The 23,945-nt window shown below is 74.6% G+C and carries 20 protein-coding genes and 1 pseudogene; 11 read left to right on the top strand and 10 right to left on the bottom strand.

Annotation, left to right across the window (positions count from 1 at the left end; translation table 11 throughout):
• Window positions 1-122 precede the first annotated feature (122 nt).
• From HL189_RS18565 to HL189_RS18550, 4 genes are all read right to left on the bottom strand, one after another.
• Window positions 123-1,742 (bottom strand): FAD-dependent monooxygenase, encoded by a 1,620-nt coding sequence (locus HL189_RS18565; RefSeq protein WP_369135204.1) that lies wholly within the window; start codon window positions 1,740-1,742, stop codon window positions 123-125.
• Window positions 1,739-2,980 carry a DUF3500 domain-containing protein gene (locus HL189_RS18560; RefSeq protein ID WP_369135203.1) on the bottom strand — a complete coding sequence of 414 codons (1,242 nt, stop codon included), beginning with the start codon at window positions 2,978-2,980 and terminating at the stop codon, window positions 1,739-1,741. Before HL189_RS18560 ends, HL189_RS18565 begins: the two co-directional genes overlap by 4 nt.
• A 1-nt stretch (window position 2,981) precedes the next feature.
• Entirely contained in the window at window positions 2,982-3,836 is an 855-nt protein-coding gene (locus HL189_RS18555) for a fumarylacetoacetate hydrolase family protein (RefSeq protein ID WP_369135202.1), read from the bottom strand.
• Window positions 3,837-3,968: 132 nt separating this feature from the next.
• On the bottom strand, window positions 3,969-5,300 hold the full coding sequence (locus HL189_RS18550; RefSeq protein WP_369135201.1) for an MFS transporter: 1,332 nt from the start codon (window positions 5,298-5,300) through the stop codon (window positions 3,969-3,971).
• A 159-nt stretch (window positions 5,301-5,459) separates the two neighbouring features.
• On the opposite strand from HL189_RS18550, the gene HL189_RS18545 reads away from it, so the two are divergent.
• The 7 genes from HL189_RS18545 to HL189_RS18515 all read left to right on the top strand — a co-directional run bounded on the left by HL189_RS18545 (window position 5,460) and on the right by HL189_RS18515 (window position 14,331).
• Window positions 5,460-6,284 carry an IclR family transcriptional regulator gene (locus tag HL189_RS18545; RefSeq protein WP_369135200.1) on the top strand — a complete coding sequence of 275 codons (825 nt, stop codon included), beginning with the start codon at window positions 5,460-5,462 and terminating at the stop codon, window positions 6,282-6,284.
• An 85-nt stretch (window positions 6,285-6,369) separates the two neighbouring features.
• Window positions 6,370-7,386 carry a zinc-dependent alcohol dehydrogenase family protein gene (locus HL189_RS18540; RefSeq protein WP_369135199.1) on the top strand — a complete coding sequence of 339 codons (1,017 nt, stop codon included), beginning with the start codon at window positions 6,370-6,372 and terminating at the stop codon, window positions 7,384-7,386.
• Window positions 7,387-7,543: 157 nt separating this feature from the next.
• Entirely contained in the window at window positions 7,544-8,740 is a 1,197-nt protein-coding gene (locus HL189_RS18535; protein ID WP_369135198.1) for a Gfo/Idh/MocA family protein, read from the top strand.
• Between the two features lie 298 nt (window positions 8,741-9,038).
• A complete protein-coding gene (locus tag HL189_RS18530; RefSeq protein WP_369135197.1) occupies window positions 9,039-10,019 on the top strand; it encodes a substrate-binding domain-containing protein in 981 nt (326 codons plus the stop codon).
• A gap of 65 nt (window positions 10,020-10,084) precedes the next feature.
• Entirely contained in the window at window positions 10,085-11,146 is a 1,062-nt protein-coding gene (locus HL189_RS18525) for an ABC transporter permease (protein WP_369135196.1), read from the top strand.
• A gap of 1 nt (window position 11,147) precedes the next feature.
• A complete protein-coding gene (locus tag HL189_RS18520) occupies window positions 11,148-11,963 on the top strand; it encodes an ATP-binding cassette domain-containing protein (protein ID WP_369135195.1) in 816 nt (271 codons plus the stop codon).
• Between the two features lie 109 nt (window positions 11,964-12,072).
• Entirely contained in the window at window positions 12,073-14,331 is a 2,259-nt protein-coding gene (locus HL189_RS18515; RefSeq protein ID WP_369135194.1) for a cytochrome P450, read from the top strand.
• Window positions 14,332-14,355: 24 nt separating this feature from the next.
• On the opposite strand, the gene HL189_RS18510 is transcribed toward HL189_RS18515, so the two are convergent.
• The 3 genes and pseudogenes from HL189_RS18510 to HL189_RS18500 all read right to left on the bottom strand — a co-directional run.
• Window positions 14,356-15,543 (bottom strand): phytanoyl-CoA dioxygenase family protein, encoded by a 1,188-nt coding sequence (locus tag HL189_RS18510; protein ID WP_369135193.1) that lies wholly within the window; start codon window positions 15,541-15,543, stop codon window positions 14,356-14,358.
• Window positions 15,544-15,633: 90 nt separating this feature from the next.
• Window positions 15,634-15,882, bottom strand: coding sequence for an aldo/keto reductase (locus HL189_RS18505; protein WP_369135192.1), 249 nt, complete (start codon window positions 15,880-15,882; stop codon window positions 15,634-15,636).
• A 145-nt stretch (window positions 15,883-16,027) separates the two neighbouring features.
• Window positions 16,028-16,471, bottom strand: a pseudogene (locus HL189_RS18500) (aldo/keto reductase); the annotation flags it as partial.
• Between the two features lie 100 nt (window positions 16,472-16,571).
• Here HL189_RS18500 and HL189_RS18495 point away from each other — a divergent pair.
• Complete coding sequence (locus HL189_RS18495; protein ID WP_369135191.1) at window positions 16,572-17,609, top strand: LacI family DNA-binding transcriptional regulator; 1,038 nt, start codon at window positions 16,572-16,574, stop codon at window positions 17,607-17,609.
• 15 nt (window positions 17,610-17,624) lie between these two features.
• Here HL189_RS18495 and HL189_RS18490 read toward each other — a convergent pair whose 3' ends face one another.
• A complete protein-coding gene (locus HL189_RS18490; protein ID WP_369135190.1) occupies window positions 17,625-18,623 on the bottom strand; it encodes a sugar phosphate isomerase/epimerase family protein in 999 nt (332 codons plus the stop codon).
• A 22-nt stretch (window positions 18,624-18,645) separates the two neighbouring features.
• Entirely contained in the window at window positions 18,646-19,833 is a 1,188-nt protein-coding gene (locus HL189_RS18485; protein ID WP_369135189.1) for a Gfo/Idh/MocA family protein, read from the bottom strand.
• A 170-nt stretch (window positions 19,834-20,003) separates the two neighbouring features.
• On the opposite strand from HL189_RS18485, the gene HL189_RS18480 reads away from it, so the two are divergent.
• Entirely contained in the window at window positions 20,004-21,026 is a 1,023-nt protein-coding gene (locus tag HL189_RS18480) for a LacI family DNA-binding transcriptional regulator (protein ID WP_369135188.1), read from the top strand.
• 3 nt (window positions 21,027-21,029) lie between these two features.
• Here HL189_RS18480 and HL189_RS18475 read toward each other — a convergent pair whose 3' ends face one another.
• Window positions 21,030-22,031, bottom strand: coding sequence for a LacI family DNA-binding transcriptional regulator (locus tag HL189_RS18475; RefSeq protein ID WP_369135187.1), 1,002 nt, complete (start codon window positions 22,029-22,031; stop codon window positions 21,030-21,032).
• A gap of 112 nt (window positions 22,032-22,143) precedes the next feature.
• On the opposite strand from HL189_RS18475, the gene HL189_RS18470 reads away from it, so the two are divergent.
• Both HL189_RS18470 and HL189_RS18465 read left to right on the top strand, forming a co-directional pair.
• Entirely contained in the window at window positions 22,144-23,166 is a 1,023-nt protein-coding gene (locus HL189_RS18470; RefSeq protein WP_369135186.1) for a Gfo/Idh/MocA family oxidoreductase, read from the top strand.
• Window positions 23,163-23,945 (top strand): TIM barrel protein, encoded by a 783-nt coding sequence (locus tag HL189_RS18465; RefSeq protein ID WP_369135185.1) that lies wholly within the window; start codon window positions 23,163-23,165, stop codon window positions 23,943-23,945. The genes HL189_RS18470 and HL189_RS18465 overlap by 4 nt, the downstream gene beginning before the upstream one ends.

Genomic DNA, 23,945 nt, shown 5'->3' with positions numbered 1-23,945 from the left:
CCCCGACCCGGCACCGCTGATGCCGCCTGGCGTTTCTGGGGCAGTCAACACCACGGACCTGGGAGTCCCCGCGTGGGCCGACGCGCCCGCGCTGGTCAGGGCCGGGGACGTCGCCGTCCGGCTCAGACGGGCGCGGCCGCGGCGGCACCCACCACCCGGGCGAGCAGGGCGACGGCGTCCTCGGCCCCCTCACCCCGCCAGGCGACGTGCTGGTCCGGGCGGACCAGCAGCAGGTCGGCGCCGTACCGGGCGCGCAGGCCCGGCACGGAACCGAGGTCGAGGACCCGCAGCGGCACCCCCAGCCGGGCGGCGGCGTCCGGCAGCCCGTCCGGGACGTCGGGGGTCAGCACCAGGAGCGTGAACTCCGGGCCGAGCGCGTCGTAGACCGACCGGCCGTCGGGCAGCCAGGTGTGCGGCAGCCGGGCGCCGGGATGGGCCGAGGCGGTGTAGGTGACCAGGTCCTGGCCGGGCACCGGCCGGCCGTCGGGGACGACGACGGGGGACTCCGGGTAGTCGTAGCCCAGCACCAGGCCGAGGCTGTGGAATTCCGGCCTCTTGACCTGCAGGCCCTCGGCCAGCGCGGCACGCAGCGACTCCCCGGCGGGGGTGTCGGCGTCCAGGTCCCCGGACGCGAACGCGGGGGCGAGGAAGGCCTCCTGCGCGCCGGCCGCGCCGATGGTGCGCTCGGCGACCGGGCGGCGCTCGGCCTCGTAGCTGTCCAGCAGCGACTCGGGCGCCCAGCCGGCCAGGACGGCGGCGAGTTTCCAGCCCAGGTTGACCGCGTCCCCGACGCAGGTGTTGAAGCCGTGCCCGCCCCACGGCGGGTTCAGGTGCGCCGCGTCGCCGACCAGGAACACCCGCTGCCCGCGGTACCGGTCGACCAGCAGCATCCGGGCCGACCAGGGGTCGGTGGCCAGCACCTCGACGTCGACGTCCGCGCCGGCCAGCTCGCGCACCAGCGCAACCGGGTCGACATCCGCGGCGGTGCCGTCGACGCCCTGGACGATCGCCCACCAGGTGCCCTGCAGGTCCAGCCGGCCCATCAGCCCGCCGTGCCGTGCGCCGATCACCCAGTAGTGCACGCCCAGTGCGCAGAGCTCGCGGGTGTCCAGGTCCCGGGAGCGGAAGGTGATGCTGAGGTTCGGCAGGGTGCCGGAGGAGCCCTGGTACCGGGCGCCGATCGACCGGCGGGTGACGCCGCTGCTGCCGTCGCAGCCCAGCAGCCAGTCGGCGGTGACCGGGTGGCGGGCGCCGTCCGGGGCCTCCAGCACGGCACGGGCGGCGTCCGGCCCGTCGACCACCTCGACCGCGCGCCAGCCCTCGGCGAGGGTGACGGTCGGCAGCTCGCGGACGGCATCGCGGAGCACCTCCTCGACCAGCGGCTGCGGCGCCTGCTGGCCGGCCTCGGCGAACAGCTCCCGCCGCTCGGGGGTCAGCCCGAACGCCTCGGGGAACCGCACGATCTCGGTGCCGAACAGCCCGGTGCAGAAGACGACGTCCTGGGCGTGCTCCACGGGGAGCGGCGCCGCGGCGCGCAGCCGGTCGGCCAGACCCCACCGGCGCAGGTGCTCCATGGTGCGCACGCTGGTGGTCTTGGCCCGCGGGCGGAGCGGGTCGCGCTGCGTGCGGGGCTCGACGACCAGCACCTCGACGCCGCGCCGGCCGAGCTCGAGGGCGGCGGCCAGCCCGCTGGGGCCTCCGCCGATGACCAGCACGGGGATGTGGGAGGGCACGGTGCTCATCGGTTCTCCTGCCAGTGCCGGACCCAGGCCCGGCCGTAGTCGTTGCCGTGCGGAGTGCGCAGCACCGTGTGCACGTGGAAGGGCTGCGGGGTGTCGTAGTCCAGGAAGACCCCGCAGTGGTGGTCGAGCTCGGCGATCACCACGGGGGACTGGACGCGGTAGTAGAAGACGTCGCCGGGGGCGTGCCCGCCGATCCAGCTGAACCAGGTCTCGTCCAGGTGCTCGCGGACCTCCCGCATCCGCGCGGCCCGCGGGCCGCGGGGGAGCGGGGCGACGAACCGCTCGACCAGCGCCAGCACCAGCTGGCGGGCGGCCGGCGGCATGTCCGCCACGCGCACGCCCTCGACCGGGATCACCCGGTTGTCCTGGAACGCGCCGGCCAGGTGCCGCTCGTCGCCGGGGTGCACCCGGCCCGGCGGCATCGCCGGGTCGACCATCTCCTGGTAGACCGTCGCGGTGTCCCGCTGCGCCTCGGTCAGGGCGGCCATCACCTCGAGGCCGAGGGCGATGCGGTCGTCGAAGGCGCGCAGCCCGGCGTGCGGGCCGGCGTCGATCTCGTTGGGCTCGGCCCCGAGGAACACCGGGCTGAGCACCATCCGGCCCTCGACCACCAGGCAGTTGAGCGCGCAGTGGTGGCCGAACAGCTGCCAGCCCCAGGGGGCGACCGGGTCCGGCTGGCCGTAGAGGGCGATGTTGTAGCTGAACTCGTTGAGCACGGTCGGCAGGTCCACGACCTCGCCGAGGAAGCCGTTCACCAGCATCATCCCGTGCGCCAGCTGGTAGCCCTCGGGGCTGAGCGAGGCGCGCAGCAGCGCGAGGACCTTCTGTTGCACCTCGGCGGGCTGGAACTCCAGCCGCAGCCCGGTGTCGAACTGCAGGAACTCGGGGTTGGCCCAGGTCTGCCACTCCACGTCGTCGACGTCGTGGGCGATCCGCTTGCGGCCGTCGTCGTCCAGGGCGTCGAGCAGGTCGCGGGCGGCGGCGACCATCTCCGTGACCGGGGCCTCCTCGCCCGGCTCGGCGGGGGTCAGCGGGTACAGGCCCTCCCGCAGCGTGCCGTCCTCGGTGATCCCGCGGAACTCGGTGCGGTACAGCGGGCGCCAGCCGGCGACCAGGTCGCCGGTGAACGTGCCGCCGTGGGAGGCGACCTCGCGGTAGGCGTGGGGGTCCAGCCCACGGACGTCGGCCAGCCGCGGGTGGTCGAGTGGGAACAGGTACTGGCGGTACTCGCCGGACACGTCAGGCCCCCGTCCGGGCGTCGTTGCCGACCACCGTGCTGCGCAGCACGCCGAGCCGGTCGACCTCGACCTCGACGACGTCGCCGGGCTGCAGCAGCCACGGGGGCGTACGGGCGTAGCCGACGCCGGACGGGGTGCCGGTGGCCAGCAGGTCGCCGGGGCGCAGGGTGAAGGTCTGGGAGATCAGCGCGAGGGTGTCCCCGACGGTGTAGGCCATCTGAGCGGTGTTGCCGTCCTGGACGGTCTCGCCGTTGACCCGGGTCCGCACCCGCAGCCCGTCGCGCAGGTCGCCGACCTCGGCGGCGGGGACCAGCGGGCCCAGCGGGCCGGAGTTGTCCCCGTTCTTGCCGAGGATCCACTGGCTGGTGAGCTTCTGCGCCCGGCGGCTGGTGAGGTCGTTGAAGGTCGAGTAGCCGACGACGGCGGCCAGTGCCTCCTCCGGGGTCGCGTCGACCAGCGGCCGGCCGACGTAGGCGACGACCTCGCCCTCCCAGTCCAGCCCGTCCTCGCCGGAGGGGACCGGCACCTCCGCGCCGTCGACGGTGAGCGACTGGGTCCACCGGGCGAACAGCGTCGGGTACGGCGGGATCTCCTGGTCGCGGAAGCTGCCCTCGGCGATGTGCGCCAGGTAGTTCAGCCCGATGCAGATGACCCGGGCGCCGGGCAGCACGGGGGGCACGGGGGTGACCTCGTCGCTCGCCAGGGTCGGCCCGGTCGCCTCCCGGGCCATGTACCCGGCCGGGTCGGCCCAGAACTCGGCCAGCGGGGCGATCACGGTGACCTTGCCGCCGTCCTCGGACAGCGTGGCCACCTCGATGCCGGTGCCGACGCTGCGGCGGATGCCGACGATCCTCATGCGGGGTTCCTCTCCAGGAAGGGGGGAGTCCGGTGACCCGGGCAGGTGGGGAGCCGCGCTCCGCCGTCCTCCCGAGGATGGGTGACCCGGGTCACCGGACCGAGGGTGATTGCCATGGGCCGGCAGGGCGGGTCAGGACACCCGCTGCGCCGCAGCCGACGTCGGTGGGGCCGGCGGCAGGTCCGCGGCCGACGGCACGGCCCGGCCGCGCCGCGGGAGGCGGCTCATGACCAGGGCCCCGATCAGCGCCGGGACGGCGAAGCCCAGGGAGCTGACCACCACCGCGTTGCCCGCGCCGACGACGAGGGCGCCGTAGCTGGGGCCGGCGATCGCGCCCAGCCGACCGACGCCCAGCGCCCAGCCCAGGCCGGTCGCCCGCGCCGCCGCCGGGTAGTAGCCGGCCACGTGGTCGTTGAGCAGGTTCTGCGTCCCCAGGCCACCGAAGCCGGCGACCACCACGAGCAGGACGACGACCGCGGTGGCCGGGCGGGTGGCCAGCAACACCAGCGCCAGCGTGGCCGCGGTGAACCCGGTGAGCACCATCGCCTTCGCGCCGACCCGCTCGGCCAGCGTCGCGGCGACCAGGGTGCCGACGATCGCGCCGGCGCTGTAGAGCAGCAGGAAGCCGATCGAGGAGCTGACCCCGTACCCGGCCTTGTTCATGATCTGCGGCAGCCAGGTGCTCACGCCGAACACGGTCAGCAGGCTGCACACGTTGACCGCCCAGAGCCCGAGGGTGACCGGTCCCTGCCCGTCCGCGAACAGCGCGCCCACCGGCGAGCGGGAGCCCGCCGGCGCGGTGGGGACACCCGTCGGCAGGCCGTGGGCGGCGGCGACGGCGTCGGCCTCGGCGGAGCGGCCACGGGCGCGGAGGAACGCCGGGGACTCCGGCAGCAGGCGCAGCGCGACCGGGACCAGCAGCAGCGGGATCACGCCGAGGCCGTAGACCCACTGGAAGTGCCCGGAGGGCACCAGGTTCATCGCGGCGACCGAGGCGAGCACGCCGCCCAGCGGCGGGCCGGTGAGCACCGCACCCACGACGAGGGACCGGCGGTGCTGACCCGCGAACTCGCTGGTCAGTGCGATCGCGGTGGGCAGCAGCCCGCCGATGCCGGCGCCGGCCACGAACCGGGCGGCGGCGAAGACCTCGAACGACGGGGCGATCCCGCACACCAGCATGGCCACGGAGAAGACCGCGACGGAGGTGACGAACAGCCGCCGGCGGCCGAGCAGGTCGGTCAGGGTGCCGGCGACCAGCGAGCCGCAGAGCACCCCGACGAGGGCGAGGCTGGCGACCGCGCCCGCGGTGCCGGGGGTGACGCCCCAGCCGGCCGTCAGCAGCCCGGGCACGGTGGCGCCGTAGGAGAACAGGTCGTACCCGTCGGCGGTCAGGGCGAGCCAGCAGAGCACGGGGACGACGAGGGCGCTGCGCTGCGCCGTCCGGGCAGGAGGGGTGTGGTCCACGCGGGTTGTCTCCACTTCGCGGGGGCCGGCGGGGGAGCCGGGAGGAGGGGGCGGCGTCTCGGCCGTTGGGGCGAGGATGGGTGAGCCGGGTCACTTCCTCCGAGGGGGGTTGCCATTGAGCGGCAGACGTCTCGTCCTCGCGGCTGTCACGATGTGCCCGTGGCCGTCGACGACGCCGGTCTCCGGGCCGCCGCCCGGGGCAAGCGACCCCCGCAGGGCGACCCCGTCGTCGACCGCGCCCTGGCGCTGCTCGCGGCCTTCGACCCGGCGCACCGGCGCCTCTCCCTGTCCGAGCTCAGCCGCCGGTCCGGCACGCCGCTGAGCACCACCCGGCGGCTGGCCGAGCGGCTGCTCGCCTGGGGCGCGCTGGAGCGCTCGGCCGCGGGCGGGTACGTGGTCGGCGTGCGGCTGTGGGAGATCGCCTCGCTGGCCCCGCGCGGGCTGGGCCTCCGGGAGGTGGCGATGCCGTTCATGGACGACCTCCACGAGGCCACCCGCCAGCACGTGCTCCTCGCGGTGCGGGAGGGGGAGGAGGCGGTGCTGGTCGAGCGCCGCTCGGCCCGGGCCGCGGTGCCGGTCGACTACCGGGTCGGCGGGCGGTTGCCGCTGCAGATGACCGCTGTCGGCCGGGTGCTGCTGGCCCACGCGCCGGTCGAACTGCAGGAGCGGATCCTGGCGGGGCAGGGCGGTGGTGCCTCGGCGGACCCGGTACCCCAGCCCGCGGTTCTGCGCCGCACCCTGGCGGAGGTCCGGCGTTCGGGCGTCGCGATCATCAACCGGCGCAACCCGGCGCCCGTGGTGTCCGTGGCCGCCCCGGTCCGGGACGCCGCCGACCGGGTGGTCGCCGCGCTCTCGGTGGTGCTGCCCGCCGGTGGCGCGAACCCGCGCACGATCGAGCCGGCGGTGCGTGCCGCGGCCCGCGCGGTGTCCCGCGGGCTGGGCGCCCCGGGTGCCGCGGTCAAGGCCGGGGACGCCCGCGGCTGACCTCCTCGATCCGGCGGATCGTTTCCCGCCGGCCCCGCTGCGGGAAAGGGGGAGGGGGAACGCGTCGCCAGAGAGGAACAGCAGCATGCGAGGAGCCGTCCTGCACGCCCCGGGGGACGTCCGCATCGAGCGGCTCGACGACCCGGTGGTCGTCGAGCCGACCGATGCCGTCATCCGGATGTCCGCCACCTGCGTGTGCGGCTCCGACCTGTGGCCCTACCGCGGGATCAACGAGGTGACCGAGCCGTCGCCGATCGGGCACGAGTACTGCGGGGTGGTCGAGGAGGTCGGCAGCGCGGTCACCTCGGTGCGGCCCGGCCAGTTCGTGATCGGCTCGTTCATCGCCTCGGACAACACCTGTGCGCACTGCCGGGCGGGGTACCAGAGCGCGTGCGCGCACCGGGTGGGCATGACCGGCGCCCAGGCCGAGCTGCTCCGCGTGCCGCACGCCGACGGCACGCTCGTGGCCACGCCCGAGCAGCCGGACCCGGAGCTGCTGCCGAGCCTGCTCACGCTCTCCGACGTCATGGGCACCGGCTGGTTCGCCGCGGTGGCGGCCGGCGTCCGGCCCGGCATGACCGTGGCCGTCGTCGGGGACGGCGCCGTCGGCCTGTGCGGCGTGCTGTCCGCACGCCAGCTGGGGGCCGAGCGGGTCATCGCGATGAGCCGGCACGAGCCGCGGCAGAAGCTCGCCACCGAGTTCGGCGCCACCGACGTCGTCCCCGAGCGCGGGGACGAGGCCGTCGCCCGGATCGAGGACCTCACCGACGGGGTCGGGGCGGACGCCGTGCTGGAGTGCGTCGGCACCGGCGAGGCGATGGACCAGGCGATCAGCTCGACCCGCGCCGGTGGTGGCGTCGGCTTCGTCGGCGTCCCGCACGGTGTCGAGATCACCGGGCAGCGGCTGTTCTCGACCATGGTGCGGCTGCACGGCGGCCCGGCCCCGGTGCGGCGCTTCCTCCCGGACCTGATCGACCTGGTCTGGCGGGGCGAGATCGACCCCGGCCGGGTCTTCGACCTCGAGCTCCCGCTCGGTGAGGTCGCCGAGGGGTACCGCGCGATGGACGAGCGCCGCGCTATCAAGACCCTCCTGCGCCCGTGACCGGCCGGGGCCCGGGACCAGTGCGGCCCCGGGCCCCGTCGTCCACCGGTCGCGACGCGCGGCGCACCGCGGCCGGTCGGGTGGCTGGTGGGCGTCCTCCGGCCCCAGTGCCGATCTAGACTGCGCCCCTGGTCTCCCCAGCCCGGGAGGAGCGGCCGTGGACGTCCACCGGAGCGCCGTGCCGGACCTCCAAGGGGTGCCGTCCCCCCTGGGGGTGGCGGTGGTCGGCCTCGGCTGGATGGGCCGGGTGCACACCCAGGCCTACGTCCGGGTGCGGCACCACTTCCCCGACGTCCCCCGGGTCCCGCACCTGGTGGTCGCCGCCGACGCGGTGCCCGGGCGGGCCGCGGCGGCCGCCGGCCAGTACGGCTTCGCCCGGGCCACCGAGGACTGGCGGGCGGCCGTCGCGGACCCGCAGGTGCAGGCGGTGAGCGTCACCCTGCCCAACGACCTGCACCGCGAGGTGGGCGCCGCGGTCGCCCGCGCCGGCAAGCACCTGTGGATCGAGAAGCCGGTCGGGCTGACCACGGCCGACGCGGCCACCGTGGCGGCGGCCGTCGCCGAGGCCGGGGTGCAGGCGGCCGTGGGTTTCAACTACCGGCACGCCCCGGCCGTCGACCGGGCCCGGGAGGTGATCGCCGCGGGCGGGATCGGGCAGGTGACGCACGCCCGGGTCCGGCTGTTCAGCGACTACGCCGCCTCGCCGGACGGCGCGCTCACCTGGCGCTACGAGCGGGCGCGCGGCGGCAGCGGCGTGCTCGGCGACCTCGCGTCCCACGGCGTCGACCTGGTCCGGCACCTGCTGGGGGAGGTCGTGGCGATCTCCGCGGACACGGCGGTGTTCCTGACCCAGCGCGCCCGGCCGCTCGCCGAGACCACCGGCCACGCCCGCGGCGGCGGGGAGCTGGGGCCGGTCGAGAACGACGACTACGTCGCCTGCCTGCTGCGGCTGGCCTCGGGCGCCCGGGTGGTGCTCGAGGCCAGCCGGGTGGCCGTGGGCGCGCAGAACGACTACGGGTTCGAGGTCCACGGCACGGCCGGCTCGCTCGCGTGGGACTTCCGGCGGATGGGGGAGCTGCTGTCCAGCTCCGGCCCCGCCGCCGCCGACCAGTCCGTGGCCACCGAGTTCGTGGGCCCCGCCGCCGGCGCCTACGGCGCCTTCCAGCCGGGGGCTGCCAACCCGATGAGCTACGACGACCTCAAGGTGGTCGAGGCGCACGCGTTCCTGTGCTCGATCGCCGACGGCGTGCAGCGCGCCGCCGGCCTCGCCGACGCGGTGCGCGCCCAGCAGGTCCTCGACGCCGCCGCGGAGTCCGCCGCGCGCGGCCGCTGGCTGGCGGTCGGGCCGGCCTGAGCCATGAGCCCGTCCCCGGAGTGGCGACCGGCGTCCGGCCTGCAGGGTCGGGTGCGCCGGGACCTTGACGCTCACTGTTGCCCCTGTCACATTGCTCATGTCAGTTTGTCAGTACATACAGGTGGGACGAGACGTCCCCAGCTGCTGCGGGAGGGCCCCTCTTCCGGAGCGCCGGACCCGCTCGCCGGCCCGGCCCCGCGGCACCGCCGCGGGAGCCGTCGCCGTACCCACCCGCTCCGACAGGCGGTCACCGCCCGGTGGGCCGCGGAAGAAGGGACGCTCCGATGAGGAAGACCCGATGACCGGCACCCGCCGGCGACTGCGCACCCTGGTCGCGATCTCCGCCCTGGGCCTGGTGGTCACCGCCTGCAGCAGCGAGGGTGGCGCCCAGGACGAGGGCGGCAGCGCCGCGGCCGAGGGCGAGGAGTACACCATCGCGATGGTGACCCACGAGGCTCCCGGCGACACGTTCTGGGACAAGATCCGCAACGGGGCCGAGGCCGCCGCCGCGAACCACAACATCACCCTCAACTACTCCAACAACCAGGACGCCGGCGAGCAGTCGACGCTCATCCAGAACGCGATCGACAGCGGGGTGGCCGGGATCGCGACGACGATGCCCACCCCCGACGCCATCGGGCCGAACGTGCAGAAGGCGGTCGACGCGGGGATCCCGGTGGTGGCGTTCAACGCCGGCATCAACGACTACAAGAACTACGGCGTGAGCATGTACTTCGGCTCCGACGAGGACCTGGCCGGGCAGACGGTCGGCACCCGGATCACCGAGCAGACCCCCGGCCACACGGTCTGCGTCATCCAGGAGCAGGGTCAGGTGCAGCTCGAGGCCCGCTGCGCCGGCGTGGCGAAGACCAACCCCGACACCGAGGTGCTCTACGTCAACGGCCGCGACCTCCCGGCGGTGCAGCAGACCATCGGGGCCAAGCTGCAGGAGGACGCGTCGATCACCAACGTGGTCACCCTCGGCGCCGACATCGCGCTCGCCGCCGGGCAGGCCAAGGCCGACTCCGGCAGCCAGGCCAACGTCGTCACCTTCGACCTGAACGCCGACGTCGCCGAGGCCATCGAGTCCGGGGACATCTCCTTCTCGGTGGACCAGCAGCCCTACGTGCAGGGTTACATGGCCGTGACGGCGCTGTGGCTGAACCTGACCAACGGCAACGACATCGGCGGTGGTGGTCCGGTCCTGACCGGTCCGTCCATCGTCGATCAGAACAACATCGGCCCGATCGTCGAGTACGCCAACAACAACACCCGGTAGCCCGCTCGGGGGAGCCGGGGGAACCCGGCTCCCCCCACCCCGTCCCGCCGAGTCTGGAGCACCTCATGAGCTCATCCGTGGTGGCCAAGCCGCCCACCGCGCCCGATGCAGCACCGCCCGGCCGCGCCGAGCGGTCCCTGATCTCCCGCGTCCTCGGCCGCCCCGAGGTGGGTGCGCTGGCCGCGGCGATCGTCATCTTCGGCTTCTTCTGGGCCGTCGCCCCGCCGTTCCGCACCCTGCCCGCGCTCGCGACGGTGCTCTACGCCTCGTCCACCATCGGGATCGTCGCGGTCGGCGTGGCCCTGCTGATGATCGGTGGCGAGTTCGACCTGTCCGCCGGTGTCGCCGTGACCACCGCCGCGCTGTCGGCCGCGATGCTCAGCTACCAGCTGAGCCTGAACATGTGGGTCGGCATGATCGTGAGCCTGGCGATCGCGCTGGCCATCGGCTTCGTCAACGGGTACCTGGTGGTGCGGACCGGGATACCCAGCTTCCTCATCACGCTGTCGACCTTCTTCGTCCTCCAGGGCATCAACCTCGGCGTCACGAAGCTGGTCACCGGGACGGTCGCGACCCCCAACAGCAGCCGGCTGGACGGGTTCGACCAGGGGCGGGCGATCTTCGCCTCCGACGTCCCGCTGGGGTTCATCACCGTCAAGGTGACGGTGCTGTGGTGGCTGGCGTTCGTCGCCGTCGCCACCTGGATCCTGCTGCGCACCCGCACCGGCAACTGGATCACCGCCTCCGGTGGCAACGCGGCCAGCGCACGCGCGGTCGGCGTCCCGGTGCGCAAGGTCAAGATCGGCCTGTTCATGGGCGTGGCCTTCCTGGCCTGGTTCCTCGGGATGCACCTGCTGTTCAACTTCAGCACCGTGCAGGCCGGCCTCGGCGTCGGCAACGAGTTCATCTACATCATCGCCTCGGTCGTCGGCGGCGCCCTGCTCACCGGCGGCTACGGCTCGGCGGTCGGCTCGGCGCTGGGTGCGTTCATCTTCGGCATGACCACCCAGGGCATCGTCTACGCCGGCTGGGACCCCAACTGGTTCCGCGCCTTCCTGGGCGTGATGCTGCTGCTCGCCGTGCTGGTCAACCTGTACATCAAGAACTACGCCGCCCAGAGGAGATGACGTGACGGACACGATCGCCGAACACGCCGACCCGGCGCTCGCCAAGGGCGTGCCCCTGGTCGAGATGGAGAACGTCGGCAAGAGCTACGGCGCCATCCGGGCGCTGGAGGGCGTCAACCTGACGGTGAACGCCGGAGAGGTCGCCTGCGTGCTGGGCGACAACGGCGCCGGCAAGTCGACGCTGATCAAGATCATCTCAGGACTGCACTCGCACTCCGAGGGCACGCTCAAGGTCGACGGCCAGGAGCGGCACTTCAGCTCGCCGCGCGAGTCGCTCGACGTCGGCATCGCGACCGTCTACCAGGACCTCGCGGTCGTCGGCCTCATGGAGGTGTGGCGCAACTTCTTCCTCGGCTCGGAGATCCGCAAGGGGAAGTACCCGCTCGCGCCGCTGGACATCAAGGCCATGCGCGAGATCGCCGACGCCGAGCTGCAGAAGATGGGCATCGTCGTCAAGGACATCAACCAGCCGATCGGCACGCTCTCCGGCGGTCAGCGGCAGTGCGTGGCCATCGCCCGGGCGGTCTACTTCGGCGCGCGGGTGCTCATCCTGGACGAGCCGACGGCGGCGCTGGGCGTCAAGCAGTCCGGCGTCGTCCTGAAGTACACCGCGGCCGCCCGGGACGCCGGCCTCGGCGTCGTCTTCATCACCCACAACCCGCACCACGCCTACCTGGTGGGCGACCACTTCATCATCCTGAAGCTGGGCCGGCGGGTGCTGGACAAGAAGCGCTCCGAGGTGACCCTCGAGGAGCTCACCGGCGAGATGGCCGGCGGCCAGGAGCTCGCCGAGCTGTCGCACGAGTTGAAGCGCTGAGCCCGCCCGCCGGCCGGGTCCCCGGCCGGCGGGCGCAGCCCGGCTCTCCGCACGGGCACTCCCGTGCTGCCCGGACGACCTTCGTCCCCGTCAGATCACGGAGCCCCCGATGACCTCTGCCCGGACGGCGACGGTCTACGACCCGTTCGCCCCCGACTTCTACACCTCCGACCCGTTCGCGGTGTACCGCTGGATGCGGGACGAGGCTCCCGTGTACTGGAGCGAGCAGTGGGGCTGGTACGCACTGACCCGCTTCGGGGACGTGCGCGCGGCCGCGCTCGACGCGGACACGTTCCGCAGCTCCGAGGGCATGGACATCGACGACAGCCGGCTGGAGCAGGTCCCGCCGGGCTCCATCGGCAGCATGGACAACCCCCGGCACGACCAGGTCCGCTCGGTGGTGCAGCCGTACTTCGTCCCGCGCCGGATCGCCGCGCTGGAGGACGGCATCCGTGCCGTGGTGCGCGGGCTGGTCGCCTCCTGGCGGGACCGCGGCGCGGTCGACTTGGCCCAGGAGCTGGCCTGGCCGATGCCGTTCGACGTCTTCTTCCACCTGATGGGCCTGCCCAGCAGGAACGACGACGACCCGCTCGCGCGGGCGCGGCGCGAGCAGCTGGAGCACTGGACCCACGAGCTCAAGGACCGCGTGCCCGGCACCCCGCACCTGACCCCAGTGGCGAGGGCGGCCACTGCCGGGGTCCAGCAGTTCTTCATCGAGCTGCTGGAGGAGCGGCGCCGGGTCGCGCGGGACGACCTGGTCACCACGTTCGTCCAGGCGGACATCGACGGGGTGCCGTTCGTGGACGCGCAGGTCACGCCCATGTCCGAGGTCAGCGGGCTGATGATGATCCTCTTCCTCGGCGGGGTGGAGTCCACCGCCGGGCTGACCGGCACGCTGTTCAAGCTGCTGGCCGAGAACCCGGACCAGCGGGCGCTGCTGCAGGCGGACCCGTCGCTCGTGCCGGCCGCCGTGGAGGAGGCGATGCGGCTCATCACGCCGCTGCAGCTCACCGCGCGCACGGTGTCGCGCGAGGTCACGCTGCACGGGGTGACCATCCCCGCGGGTGGCCGCGTCGTGCTGGTCATGGGCGCCGCCAACCGGGACGAGCGGCAGTTCCCCGACCCGGACCGGTTCGACGTCACCCGGCCCCGGGGGCGGCACCTGGGCTTCGGCGAGGGCGTCCACGGCTGTCTCGGCGCGCCACTGGCCCGCCTCGAGGCGCGGATCGCCCTGGAGGAGGCGCTGCCCGTGCTGGGCGACTACCGGCTGGCCGGGCCGCCGGGCTTCTACCCCAGCTCGCCGAACATGTACGTCTGGAAGCACCTGCCGGTGACGTTCGGGGCGACCCGGCGCGGCGACGGCGCGGCCCGCCCGTACGTCGAGGCGGTGCACCACCGCACCACCACCGTCACCCTCGCCGCCGCCGAGTTCGAGGCCGAGGCCCGGGTGGCCGCCAAGGAGGTCGCCGCCGACGGGGTCGTCACGCTGACCCTGCGCGAGGCCACCGGGCGCCCGCTGCCGGCCTGGGAGCCCGGTGCGCACGTCGACCTGGTCCTCGACGGGGCACCCACCCGTCAGTACTCGCTGTGCGGGGACCCGGCGGACCGCTCCGCGTACCGGGTGGGGGTCCTCCGGGACCCGGACGGCCGCGGCAGCTCGCTCTTCGTCCACGACCACCTGCAGGTGGGCGACGCGGTGGGGGTGCGCGGCCCGCGGAACAACTTCCCGCTCGTGCCCTCGCCCCGGTACCTGTTCATCGCCGGCGGCATCGGCATCACCCCTGTCCTGCCGATGATCCGGGCCGCCGACGCCGCCGGTGCGGACTGGCGGCTGGTCTACGGCGGCCGCCGCCGGGCGTCGATGGCCTTCCTCGACGAGCTGTCCCGCCACGGGGACCGGGTCTCCGTCCGCCCGCAGGACGAGACCGGCTGGCTGGACCTCGACGGCCTGCTCGGCACCCCGCTGCCGGGCACCCGGGTGTACTGCTGCGGACCGGAGCCGCTGCTGGCCGCGGTCGAGCAGCGGTGTGCCGGCTGGCCGCCCGGCTCGCTGCACGTCGAGCGGTTCGCCGCCCGGCCGCTCACCGGTCCGCTGCGGTCCGAGGCGTTCGAGGTGGTGCTGGCGCGCAGCGAGCTCGCGCTGACCGTCCCGCCCGACCGGTCGATCCTGTCGGTCGTCGAGGAGGCCGGCGTCGGCGTCCTCTCCTCCTGCGCGGAGGGGACCTGCGGCACCTGCGAGACGGCGGTCCTCGAGGGCGTCCCCGACCACCGGGACTCGGTGCTCGGCCCGGAGGAGCGGCAGGCGGGCGACTGCATGATGATCTGCGTCTCCCGCGCCTGCGGCGATCGGCTGGTCCTCGACCTGTGAGGCCCGCCCGCCGCTCCTGACAGCTCAGACGGCGCTGGCGCGCCGCGCGGCCCGGGCGGACAGCTCCGCCTCGAACGCCTCGGCCGGCCACCGCCCGGCGAGTGCCCGCACGACCAGCTCGGCCTGCGTCTCCGGGGCCAGCCCGCCGATCGGCTGGTCGTGGTCGAGGTTGGTCGGGAACGCGTAGCCCTCGGCCGAGGCGGCGACGACGTTGCGCAGGGACCGCTCGTCGGCGCCGGCGGCCTGCCGGTCCAGGAGGACCGGGTACAGCGCGCGGCACATCGCCGCCCGGTCCACGGTCTCCATGGCCCGGCCGAAGGCGGAGGAGACCTGCAGCAGGTTCGCCATCCGGCGGACGTCCGCCGAGTGGTTGGTGCCGGCGCCGTGGAAGAGGGCCGGGTTGAAGAACGCGGCGTCCCCCGTGCGCAGCGGCAGCTGGACGAAGTGCTCGTCGAAGTAGGCGGTGAACTCCGGCCGGTGGAAGGCGACGTAGCCGGGGGCGTACTTCTGCGAGTGCGGCAGGTACATCGTCGGGCCGGTCACCACCGGCATGTCGCAGTGCGCGACCGCCCCCTGCAGGGTCAGCGCGGGGGAGAGGCGGTGCACGTGGGCGGGGTAGGCGAGGCTCTGCTCCTCGGACATGAAGCCGAGGTGGTAGTCGCGGTGGGCCACCTGGGCCTGCCCGCCCGGGTTGACCACGTTGACCTGGCTGGTGACCTGGTAGCCACGGCCGAGCCAGGCCTCGGAGACCAGCGCGATCACGTCGTTGCCGTAGTAGGCGGCGAAGGCCTCCGGGTCCCGGACGGCGAACTTGTCCAGCGCCCCCCAGACGCGGTCGTTGGCCCCGGGTGCGGCGAAGTGGTCCCCGGCGACCGTGCCCGCCGCCTTCTGCTCGGCGATCAGCGCCTCGAACACCGCGGTCGCCCGGTCCACCACCCCGGTGTCGGGGAAGGCGCCGGCGAGGACGACGATCCCCGGCCCGTCGGTGAGCGCGCGGGCCAGCTCGGCCTGCACCTCGCGGCGGCCTCCCGGGGTGGCGACGGCGTCGGCCAGCCGCTGCCCGTAGACGAGGACGTTCTCCCGCACCTCGTCGGCGTGCGGGTACCCGTCCAGCCGGGTGGTCGTCTCGACGACCGCGCGGAAGTCCTCGAGGCGGCAGTCCTCCGCGGTGAACCAGCCCGGCGCGGTGCGGCTGGGTGCCGGTGCGGTCATGGTGTCGTCCTCTCCCGAGTGGTCGGTGTCGCACCGAGCCTGGCGACTCCCGGCCGGGGAGGACAAGGGCAGGAACCCGTCAAGAAGCCCTCAGAACTCCTCCCAGACGTCCGGGTACTGACCGTTCACCCGGGTGCCGTCGGCGAGCGTGGCCATGCCGGCCAGGTCCTCGTCGGTCAGCGCGAACCCGAAGACGTCGAGGTTCTCCTCCAGCCGGCCGCGGGAGGACGACTTCGGGAAGGTGACCAGCCCCTGCTGCACGTGCCAGCGCAGCACCACCTGCGCGGGCGTGCGGCCCAGCCGGGCGGCGATCCCGGTCACCACCGGGTGCGCCAGCACGTCGCCGCCGTTGGCCAGCGGCGACCAGGACTCGGTGACGATGCCGCGCCGTGCGTCGTCGGCGCGCTGCTCGAGCTGCGGGTCCCGGGGGGTGGCACTCGATCTGGTTCACCGCCGGGACGGTCGAGCTCGCGGCGGCCAGCCGGTCCAGGTGCCCGGGCAGGAAGTTCGACACCCCGATGGCCCGGGTCAGCCCCTCGGCCAGCAGCTCCTCCATCGCCAGCCAGGACTCGACGTAGCGGTCCAGCCGGGGCAGCGGCCAGTGGATCAGGTACAGGTCCACGGAGTCGAGGCCGAGCCGGTCCAGGCTGGACCGCAGCGCCTGCTTCGCCGACTCGCGGCCCTGCTCCCGGCCGCGCAGCTTGGTGGAGACGAACACCTCCTCGCGCGGCACGCCGGAGTCGGCGATGCCCTGGCCGACCCCCACCTCGTTGTCGTAGCTGGCGGCGGTGTCGATGAACCGGTAGCCCACCTCGAGGGCCTCCCGGACGATCCGCCGGGTCTCCTCGTCGGAGACCCGCGCGGTCCCCAGCCCCAGCTGGGGGATCTCGACGCCGTTGTTCAGCCGGACGGTGGGGACGGCGCTCATGCGGGCTCTCCGATCAGGCGCGGGGACGTCGCCACCATGACCGGCCGCCGGACCCCGGGCAACCTGGCCGCGACCCTCAGCGGCCCCGCACACTCCCCGCATGGGGCACCCGTACCCGATCCGGCAGATCGCCCGTCAGGCCGGGCTCTCCGAGGCGACCGTGGACCGCGTCCTCAACCGCCGCGGCGGCGTGCGGCAGAGCACGGTCGACGAGGTGCACCGCGCGATCGCCGAGCTGCACCGGCAGCGCTCGCAGCTGCGGCTGACCGGGCGGACGTTCTTCCTCGACCTCGTCGTCGACGCGCCGGCGCGGTTCTCCTCGGCGGTGCGGGTGGCGCTGGAGTCGCAGCTGCCGCTGGTCCGGCCGGCGACGTTCCGGGCGCGCTTCCACCTCGCCGACGGCCCGCCGGTCGCGGAGCTGGCGCGCACGCTGGACGGCATCGCCCAGCGGGGGTCGCAGGGCGTCGTCCTCAAGGCCCCCGACCACCCGCTCGTCAGCGCGGCGGTGGAGCGGCTGGCCGACGCCGGGATCCCGGTGGTCACCCTGGTCACCGACCTGCCGACGAGCCGCCGGATCGCCTACGTCGGGCTGGACAACCGGGCAGCCGGCGCCACCGCGGCCTACCTGCTCGACCAGTGGGTCCCCGACGCCGGCGCCGTGCTGGTCACCCGGGGGTCGGGCTCCTTCCGCGGCGAGGACGACCGGGAGATGGGCTTCCGGGCGACCACCCGGAGGCTGCGGCCCGGCCGGCGGCAGGTCGACCTGGTGGACGTGACCGGGGACGACGAGGTGCTGCGCGGCCTCGTTCGGGACGCCCTGGCCGCCGACCCGGACCTCTGCGCGGTCTACTCGATGTACGCCTCCGGTGGCAACGCCGCGACGGTGGCGGCCTTCGCCGACGCCGGGCGGAACTGCCGGGCGTTCGTCGCGCACGACCTGGACGCCGAGAACCTGGCGCTGCTGCAGGAGGGCCGGCTGTCCGCCGTGCTGCACCACGACCTCGCCCTCGACCTGCGCCGCGCCTGCCACGTCGTGATGCAGGCCCACTCGGCGCTGCCCGGCGCGCCCCGCTCGTGGCACTCCGGCGTCCAGGTCGTCACGCCGTACAACCTCCCGGCGGAGGCGCTGGGGCGCTGAGGCGCCGGGCCGCGGCTAGGCCTTCTCCGCGGCGGCCCGCAGGTTCTCCGCGGCCAGCGCCAGGCCGTCCAGCCGGGAGTAGCCGGCGTCCTCGTGCTCGATGTTGACCGCCATGTCCGGGTCGACCTCGGCGAGCGCGCGCAGGAACCCGGTCCACCAGTCGACGTCGTGACCGACCCCCACGGCGACGAACCGCCAGGCCGGGTCCGCCGGCCAGGCGTTGCACCAGGAGCCGTAGCCGGTCGGGACCTTGTCCGGGGCGTCGGCCGGCACTCGTTCGAACGAGGTGTCCAGCACGCCGCGGACGTCCACGCCCGGGGTGGTCATCGCGTCCTTGGCGGCGGCGTGGAACACCAGCGGGCCCAGCCGCCGGATGCAGGCCACCACGTCCATGCCCTGCCACATCAGGTGCGAGGGGTCCATCTCCGCGCCGACGTTGGTGGCGCCGGTGAGCTCGACCAGCTTCTCCAGCGTGACCGGGGAGAACACAAGGTTGTGCGGGTGCATCTCGATGGCGACCCGGACGTCGTCGGCCCGGGCGAGCGCGTCGATCTCCGTCCAGAACTCGGCCGCAACGCCCCACTGGTAGTCCAGGACGTCCATGTACACCCCGTCCCACGGGTTGACCACCCACGACGGGTAGCGGGCGCCGGGGTCCGAGCCGGGTGTGCCGGACATCGTCACCACGTGCTTGATGCCGAGCAGGCCGGCGAGCCGGATCGTCCGGCGCAGGTCGTCGGCGTGCTTGGGGCCGACGCCGGGCAGCGGGTTGAGCGGGTTGCCGTTGCAGTTGAGCCCGGTCAGCTCCATCCCGCGGGAGGAGAACGTCTCCAGGTAGTCCCGGCGGGCCCGCTCGGAGGACAGCAGCAGGTCGACGTGGCAGTGCGGCGAGGGGATGAAGCCGCCGGTGTTGACCTCGACCGAGGTCAGGCCGTTGGCCTGCAGCACGTCGAGCGCCTCGGCGAGGGGGCGGTCGTGCAGGCACGCGGTGTAGGCGCCGAGCTTGAGAGGCATCGCGGGTCGGTCCTTCCGGGGGTCAGGAGGCGGGGACGGCGACGGCGGCGCCGTCGGACTGGGCGGACCGGACGACGGCCTGGATGATCTCCATCGTGTGCAGCCCGTCGGCGAAGGTCGCGTTCGGCGGCAGCGGGTCGGGGGTGCCGACGATCTGGTCCAGGAAGGCGCGGCACTGGTAGACGAACATCTCGGCGTTGCCGCCGCCCACGCCCGGGGCCGCCATCGGGTAGCCGCCGGCGAAGTAGGGCATCTGCGGGCCGACGATGACCTGCCGCGCGCCCCGGGTCCGGGCGTCGGGCTGGCGGTCGTCGAAGAGGTACTCCGCGGGCCGGTGCCAGTCGAAGGAGGCGCGGCCGCCGAGTCCGTACGCGTCGAAGGCCAGCCCGTTGGGCATGCCGAACGCCGTCCGGGACACCGAGAACGACCCGGCGAGGCCGGAGGCGAACCGGGCGGTGAACACGGCCGTGTCCTCGTTCTCCACCTCGCCCACCTCGTCGCTGACCGGGGCGGCATCGTGCCCCACCACGGCGCCGAGGGGCAGGGGCCGCTTGGGCACCTGGGTGGAGAGCACCGCGCCGGACACCGACACGATCGGCCCGCAGACGAACTGGCCGGCGTCGATGACGTGGGCGCCGATGTCCGCCAGCGCCCCCGAGCCCGGGCCGCCCTTGAACCGCCAGCTGAGCGGTCCGCGAGGGTCGCAGGCGTAGTCGCACCAGTACCGGCCGTCGAACAGGGTCAGCTCGCCCAGCTCACCGGCCTGCACGTGGTCGCGGATCGCGGCGATGGCGGGGGAGCGGCGGAAGGTGTAGCCCACGGCGGTCACGACGTCGGCGCGTTCCTCCGCGGCGACCATCGCCCGGGCGTCCTCCATGGAGCCGGCCAGCGGCTTCTCCGACAGCACGTGCTTGCCCGCGGCGATCGCGGCCTCCGCGATCGGCCGGTGCAGGTCGTTGCCCACCACGATGCTGACCGCGTCGATCGAGGGGTCCGCGACGACCTCCTCCCAGCGGGTCAGCGCCTCCTCGTAGCCGTACCGGCGGGCGGCGTCGCGGGCCAGCGGCTCGTTGGCGTCGGCGATCGCGGCCAGTCGGACGGGCGGCAGCCCCTCGCCGAACACGGTGTTCACCTGGCGGTAGCCGGCCGCGTGGCTGCGGCCGGCCATGCCGGCACCGATGACGGCGACGGAGATCGGCTTCCCGGTCATCGTCGTCCCCTCTCGTCGGGGTGGGGCAGGGCCGGGGCCGGACGGGGGCGCCTTCGCCGACGTGGCAGTGTCGCGCGTTGGCAGTGGTCATCCTGGAGCAACTTAAAGCGCTTTAAGATGTGGGACAGATCGCATCAGCCGAGGCGGCCGGTGTCAAGGGGGGCGCAGTGGTGGACCGCGACGGACCCGAGCCGGTGCGACGGCCGCGGCTGCAGGACGTCGCGGCCGAAGCCGGGGTGTCGACGGCGTCGGCGTCGCTCGTGCTGCGCGGCGCCCCGGGCCCGGGCAGCGCCACCCGCGAGCGCGTGCTCGACGCGGCCGCCCGCCTGGGATACCGCCCCGACCGGGCCGCCAGCCTGCTCGCCCGCCGGCGCAGCCGGCTGATCGGCGTGGTGATGGACGTCCGCAGCACCTTCCACGCCCAGCTCGTCGAGGACGTCCACGAGGCCGCGGACGAGCACGGGTACGACCTGGTGCTCAGCACGGTCACCCGCACCCGGGGCGAGGAGCGGGCGGTCGAGACGCTGCTGGACTCGCGCTGCGAGGCGCTGGTGCTCCTCGGCCCCGAGCTGCCGGCGGAGCGGCTCGGCGCGCTGGACCGGCAGGTGCCGGTGGTGGTGGTCGGCCGCCCGGTGCCGTCCGCCGGTGTCGACGTCGTCCGGGTCGCCGACGACGAGGGCGTGGCGCAGGCCGTCGAGCACCTGGCGGAGCTCGGGCACCGGCGGATCACCTACGTAGACGGCGGCCGCGGGGTCATCGCGGCCGGCCGGCGCGGTGGCTTCGAGCGGGCGATGCGCCGGCTCGGGCCGGCGGGCCAGCCGCGGGTGCTGCCCGGGGATGCCGGCGAGGAGTCCGGAGCGCGCGCCGCACGGGCGCTGCTGGGCGCCGGCGAGCTCCCGACCGCCGTCGTCACCTACAACGACCACTCCGCGGTCGGGCTGCTCGACGTCCTGCTGCGCAGTGGTGTCGACGTGCCGGGCGCGATCTCGGTCGTCGGCTTCGACGACGGACCGCTCGCCCGGCTGGCGCACATCGACCTGACCACGGTCAGCCAGGAGTCCGCGGAGCTGACCCGGCACGCCGTCGCCGCCGTGGTGGAACGGCTCGACGGCGGGCGCTCGGAGCGGCGCGAGGTCGTCGTCCCCCCGCGCCTGGTGGTGCGGAGCACGACGGGGCCGCCGGCCGGGGCCTGACGCTCAGCGCGGCGGTGCGGTGCTGCTGCGCACGACCAGGCGTGGCGGCACGACGAGGTCGCGCCGGGCGACCGGCACCCCGTCCAGCCGCTCCACCGCCCGGGTGACCGCCAGCGTGGTCAGCTGCTCGACGTCCTGGGCCACCGAGGTGAGGTCGACCGAGGTGAGGCGCGCGATGCGGCTGTCGTCGTAGCCGACCACGCTGACGTCCCCGGGCACCGACCCGCCCGCGCGGCGCAGCACGTCGACCACGCCGAGGGCGCAGCGGTCGTTGAACACCGTGACGGCGGTCGGCAGCGGCCCGGCCAGCAGCGCCCGCGCCGCGGCGGCGCCGTCGTCCTCGGCGAGCCCACCCGGCACGGTCCGGGCGGGGAGGCCGGCGCGGCGCACCGCCTCCCGGTACCCGCGGCGCCGTTCGGCGGCCCCTGGCGCCCGGCCGCCGTCGACGTGCACGACGTCGCGGTGGCCGAGGGCCAGCAGGTGCTCCACCGCCAGGTGCATGCCCTCGTCATCGGCGGTCCGGACGACGTCCACGGCGGTGGACCGCACCGGACGGGCGACGACGACCACGGGCAGCCGGGTGGCCAGGTCGGCCAGCGCGGCCGTGGGGGACGAAGGGCCGAGCAGGACCAGCGCCTCGCAGCGGTCCTGGAGGAGGCCGGCCACGGCCCGCCGCTCGTCCCGGCCCGGCGTGACGGCGCTCAGCGCGAGCTCGTAGCCCACCCGCTCGGCCGCGGCGTACAACCCGCTCACGAGGTCGCCGTGGAAGGCGTGCTGCACGCCGAACACCACGCCCAGCAGCCGGCTGCGGGAGCTGCGCAGGAGGCGGGCGCGGCTGTCGGGCCGGTAGCCGATCTCGGCGGCGACCTGCCGCACCCGCTCCCGGGTCGCGGCGCTGGCCCCCGGCGCGTCGCGCAGCACGATCGAGACCAGCGCGGTGGAGACCCCTGCCCGGGCCGCGACGTCGGCCAGCGTGGGCCGCCGGTCGGGACCCGTCCGCGTCACCTGCCGAGCCTAGCGCCGAGCGGCTAGAACGTTCTAGTTGATCCGCCTTGACGGCGACCCGGTCGAGGGACACCCTGACATCGGCCTAGAACGTTCTAGTCGAGGAGTCGGGATGACGCAGGCGACGCAGGTCGGGGTGGCCCTGATCGGGTCGGGGCGGATGGGGGCCTTCCACGGGGAGACGGTGGCTCTGCGGCTGCCGCACGCACGCCTGGCGGCGGTGGCCGACCCCGCGCCGGGGGCCGCGGACCGGCTGGCCGGCGCGCTGGGCGCCGATCGCGCGTACACCGACGTGGCGCGGGTCTGGGCGGACCCGGCGGTCGACGCGGTGGTCATCGCCGCTCCGGCCCGCTCGCACGCCGACCTGGTAGCCGCCGCCGCCGCCGCCGGCAAGGGCGTGTTCTGCGAGAAGCCGATGGCGGTCACCCTCGCCGACGCCGACCGGGCGATCGACGCGGCCCGAGCCGCCGGCGTCGTCCTGCAGGTCGGGTTCAACCGCCGCTTCGCCGCCGACTGGCGGGCCGCCCGCGCCCTGCTGGACGCCGGCACGGTCGGCACGCCCCGCCTGCTCCGCTCGCTGACCCGGGACCCCGGCGGCTTCGACCCGTCGCGCGTCCTGCCGGACACGATCTTCCTCGAGACGCTGATCCACGACTTCGACACGCTGCGCTTCCTCAACCCCGGCGCCGAGCCGGTCGAGGTCTTCGCCGCCGCCGACGCGCTGGTCGAGCCCGGGTGGCGGGACCGCGGCCTGCTGGACACCGCGGTGGTGACGGTGCGGTTCGACAACGGCGCCACGGCGGTCGCGGAGGCCTGCTTCGAGGCCGCCTACGGCTACGACGTCCGCGGCGAGGTGCTCGGCTCCGGCGGCATGGTGACCATGGGCGAGGGGCGCCGCAGCGGCATGGCCTTCTCCGGCGCGGCCGGGCGGCTGGTCGAGACCGTCCGCGGCGACCAGGAGCTCTTCCGCGACGCGTACACCGCCGAGCTGGCTGCGTTCGTCGACGCCGTCCGCACGGGGGGACCGGCGCCGGTCACCGGCGAGGACGCCCGGGCCGCCCTGGCGATCGCGCTGGCCGCGGCGGAGTCGGTCCGGGCCGGGCGCCCGGTCCGCATCGACGAGGTGCAGAAGTGACCTACCGGCTCGCCGCGTCCGCGGAGATGCTCTTCCTCGACCTGCCGTTCGTCGAGCGGGTGGAGCGGATCGCGGCGGCCGGCCTCGAGGTCGAGATCTGGGACTGGACGGCCAAGGACGTCGACGCGCTCGTCGCCACCGGCGCGACCTTCTCCTCCATGACCGGCTACGTCAGCGGCACCCTCGCCGACGCCGACGGCGCCGAGCAGCTGCTGAGCACCGCGGAGAAGTCGCTGGAGGTCGCCGAGCGGCTGGACTGCCCGCGGCTCAACGTGCACGGGACGGGGCTCGACCCCCGGGGGCTGCCCGTGATCGCGTGCCACGATGTGACGCCGGCCATGTGGCTGACCGCCGCGCGCACCCTGGAGCGGCTCGCCGCGCTGGGGGAGCGGACCGGGCGGGTCTTCACCCTGGAGAACCTCAACACCGCGGTCGACCACCCCGGCACCCCGTTCGCGCGGGCCGCCGACACGATCGCGCTGGTGGAGGCGGTGGGCAGCCCGCACCTGCGGCTCAACCTCGACCTCTACCACGCGCAGATCGGCGAGGGGAACCTCGTCCAGCTCGTGGAGCGGGCGCTGCCGCTGGTGGGGGAGATCCAGGTCGCCGACGTCCCCGGCCGGTGCGAGCCGGGGACCGGCGAGATCCACCACCCGGCGATCGCGGCCGTGCTGACCCGGCTCGGCTACGACGGCGTGGTCGCGTTGGAGGGCTGGGCGTCGGCCGACCCGGCGCGAGCGCTGGAGAGCTTCCGCACCGCGTTCACGCCGGCTCCCTGA

Origin of the sequence: Modestobacter sp. I12A-02662 (assembly GCF_041028325.1) — a bacterium.
Classification (GTDB): Bacteria; Actinomycetota; Actinomycetes; order Mycobacteriales; family Geodermatophilaceae; genus Modestobacter.
The sequence above is the reverse complement of the archived record's forward strand: the minus strand, read 5'-3'. Positions and strand labels throughout refer to the sequence as shown.

Coding starts and splice junctions, on each gene's coding strand:
- HL189_RS18565 (WP_369135204.1), bottom strand. CDS start 1,742: ATGAGCACCGTGCCCTCCCACATCCCCGTGCTGGTCATCGGCGGAGGC.
- HL189_RS18555 (WP_369135202.1), bottom strand. CDS start 3,836: ATGAGGATCGTCGGCATCCGCCGCAGCGTCGGCACCGGCATCGAGGTG.
- HL189_RS18540 (WP_369135199.1), top strand. CDS start 6,370: ATGCGAGGAGCCGTCCTGCACGCCCCGGGGGACGTCCGCATCGAGCGG.
- HL189_RS18530 (WP_369135197.1), top strand. CDS start 9,039: ATGACCGGCACCCGCCGGCGACTGCGCACCCTGGTCGCGATCTCCGCC.
- HL189_RS18525 (WP_369135196.1), top strand. CDS start 10,085: ATGAGCTCATCCGTGGTGGCCAAGCCGCCCACCGCGCCCGATGCAGCA.
- HL189_RS18515 (WP_369135194.1), top strand. CDS start 12,073: ATGACCTCTGCCCGGACGGCGACGGTCTACGACCCGTTCGCCCCCGAC.
- HL189_RS18510 (WP_369135193.1), bottom strand. CDS start 15,543: ATGACCGCACCGGCACCCAGCCGCACCGCGCCGGGCTGGTTCACCGCG.
- HL189_RS18495 (WP_369135191.1), top strand. CDS start 16,572: ATGGGGCACCCGTACCCGATCCGGCAGATCGCCCGTCAGGCCGGGCTC.
- HL189_RS18490 (WP_369135190.1), bottom strand. CDS start 18,623: ATGCCTCTCAAGCTCGGCGCCTACACCGCGTGCCTGCACGACCGCCCC.
- HL189_RS18485 (WP_369135189.1), bottom strand. CDS start 19,833: ATGACCGGGAAGCCGATCTCCGTCGCCGTCATCGGTGCCGGCATGGCC.
- HL189_RS18470 (WP_369135186.1), top strand. CDS start 22,144: ATGACGCAGGCGACGCAGGTCGGGGTGGCCCTGATCGGGTCGGGGCGG.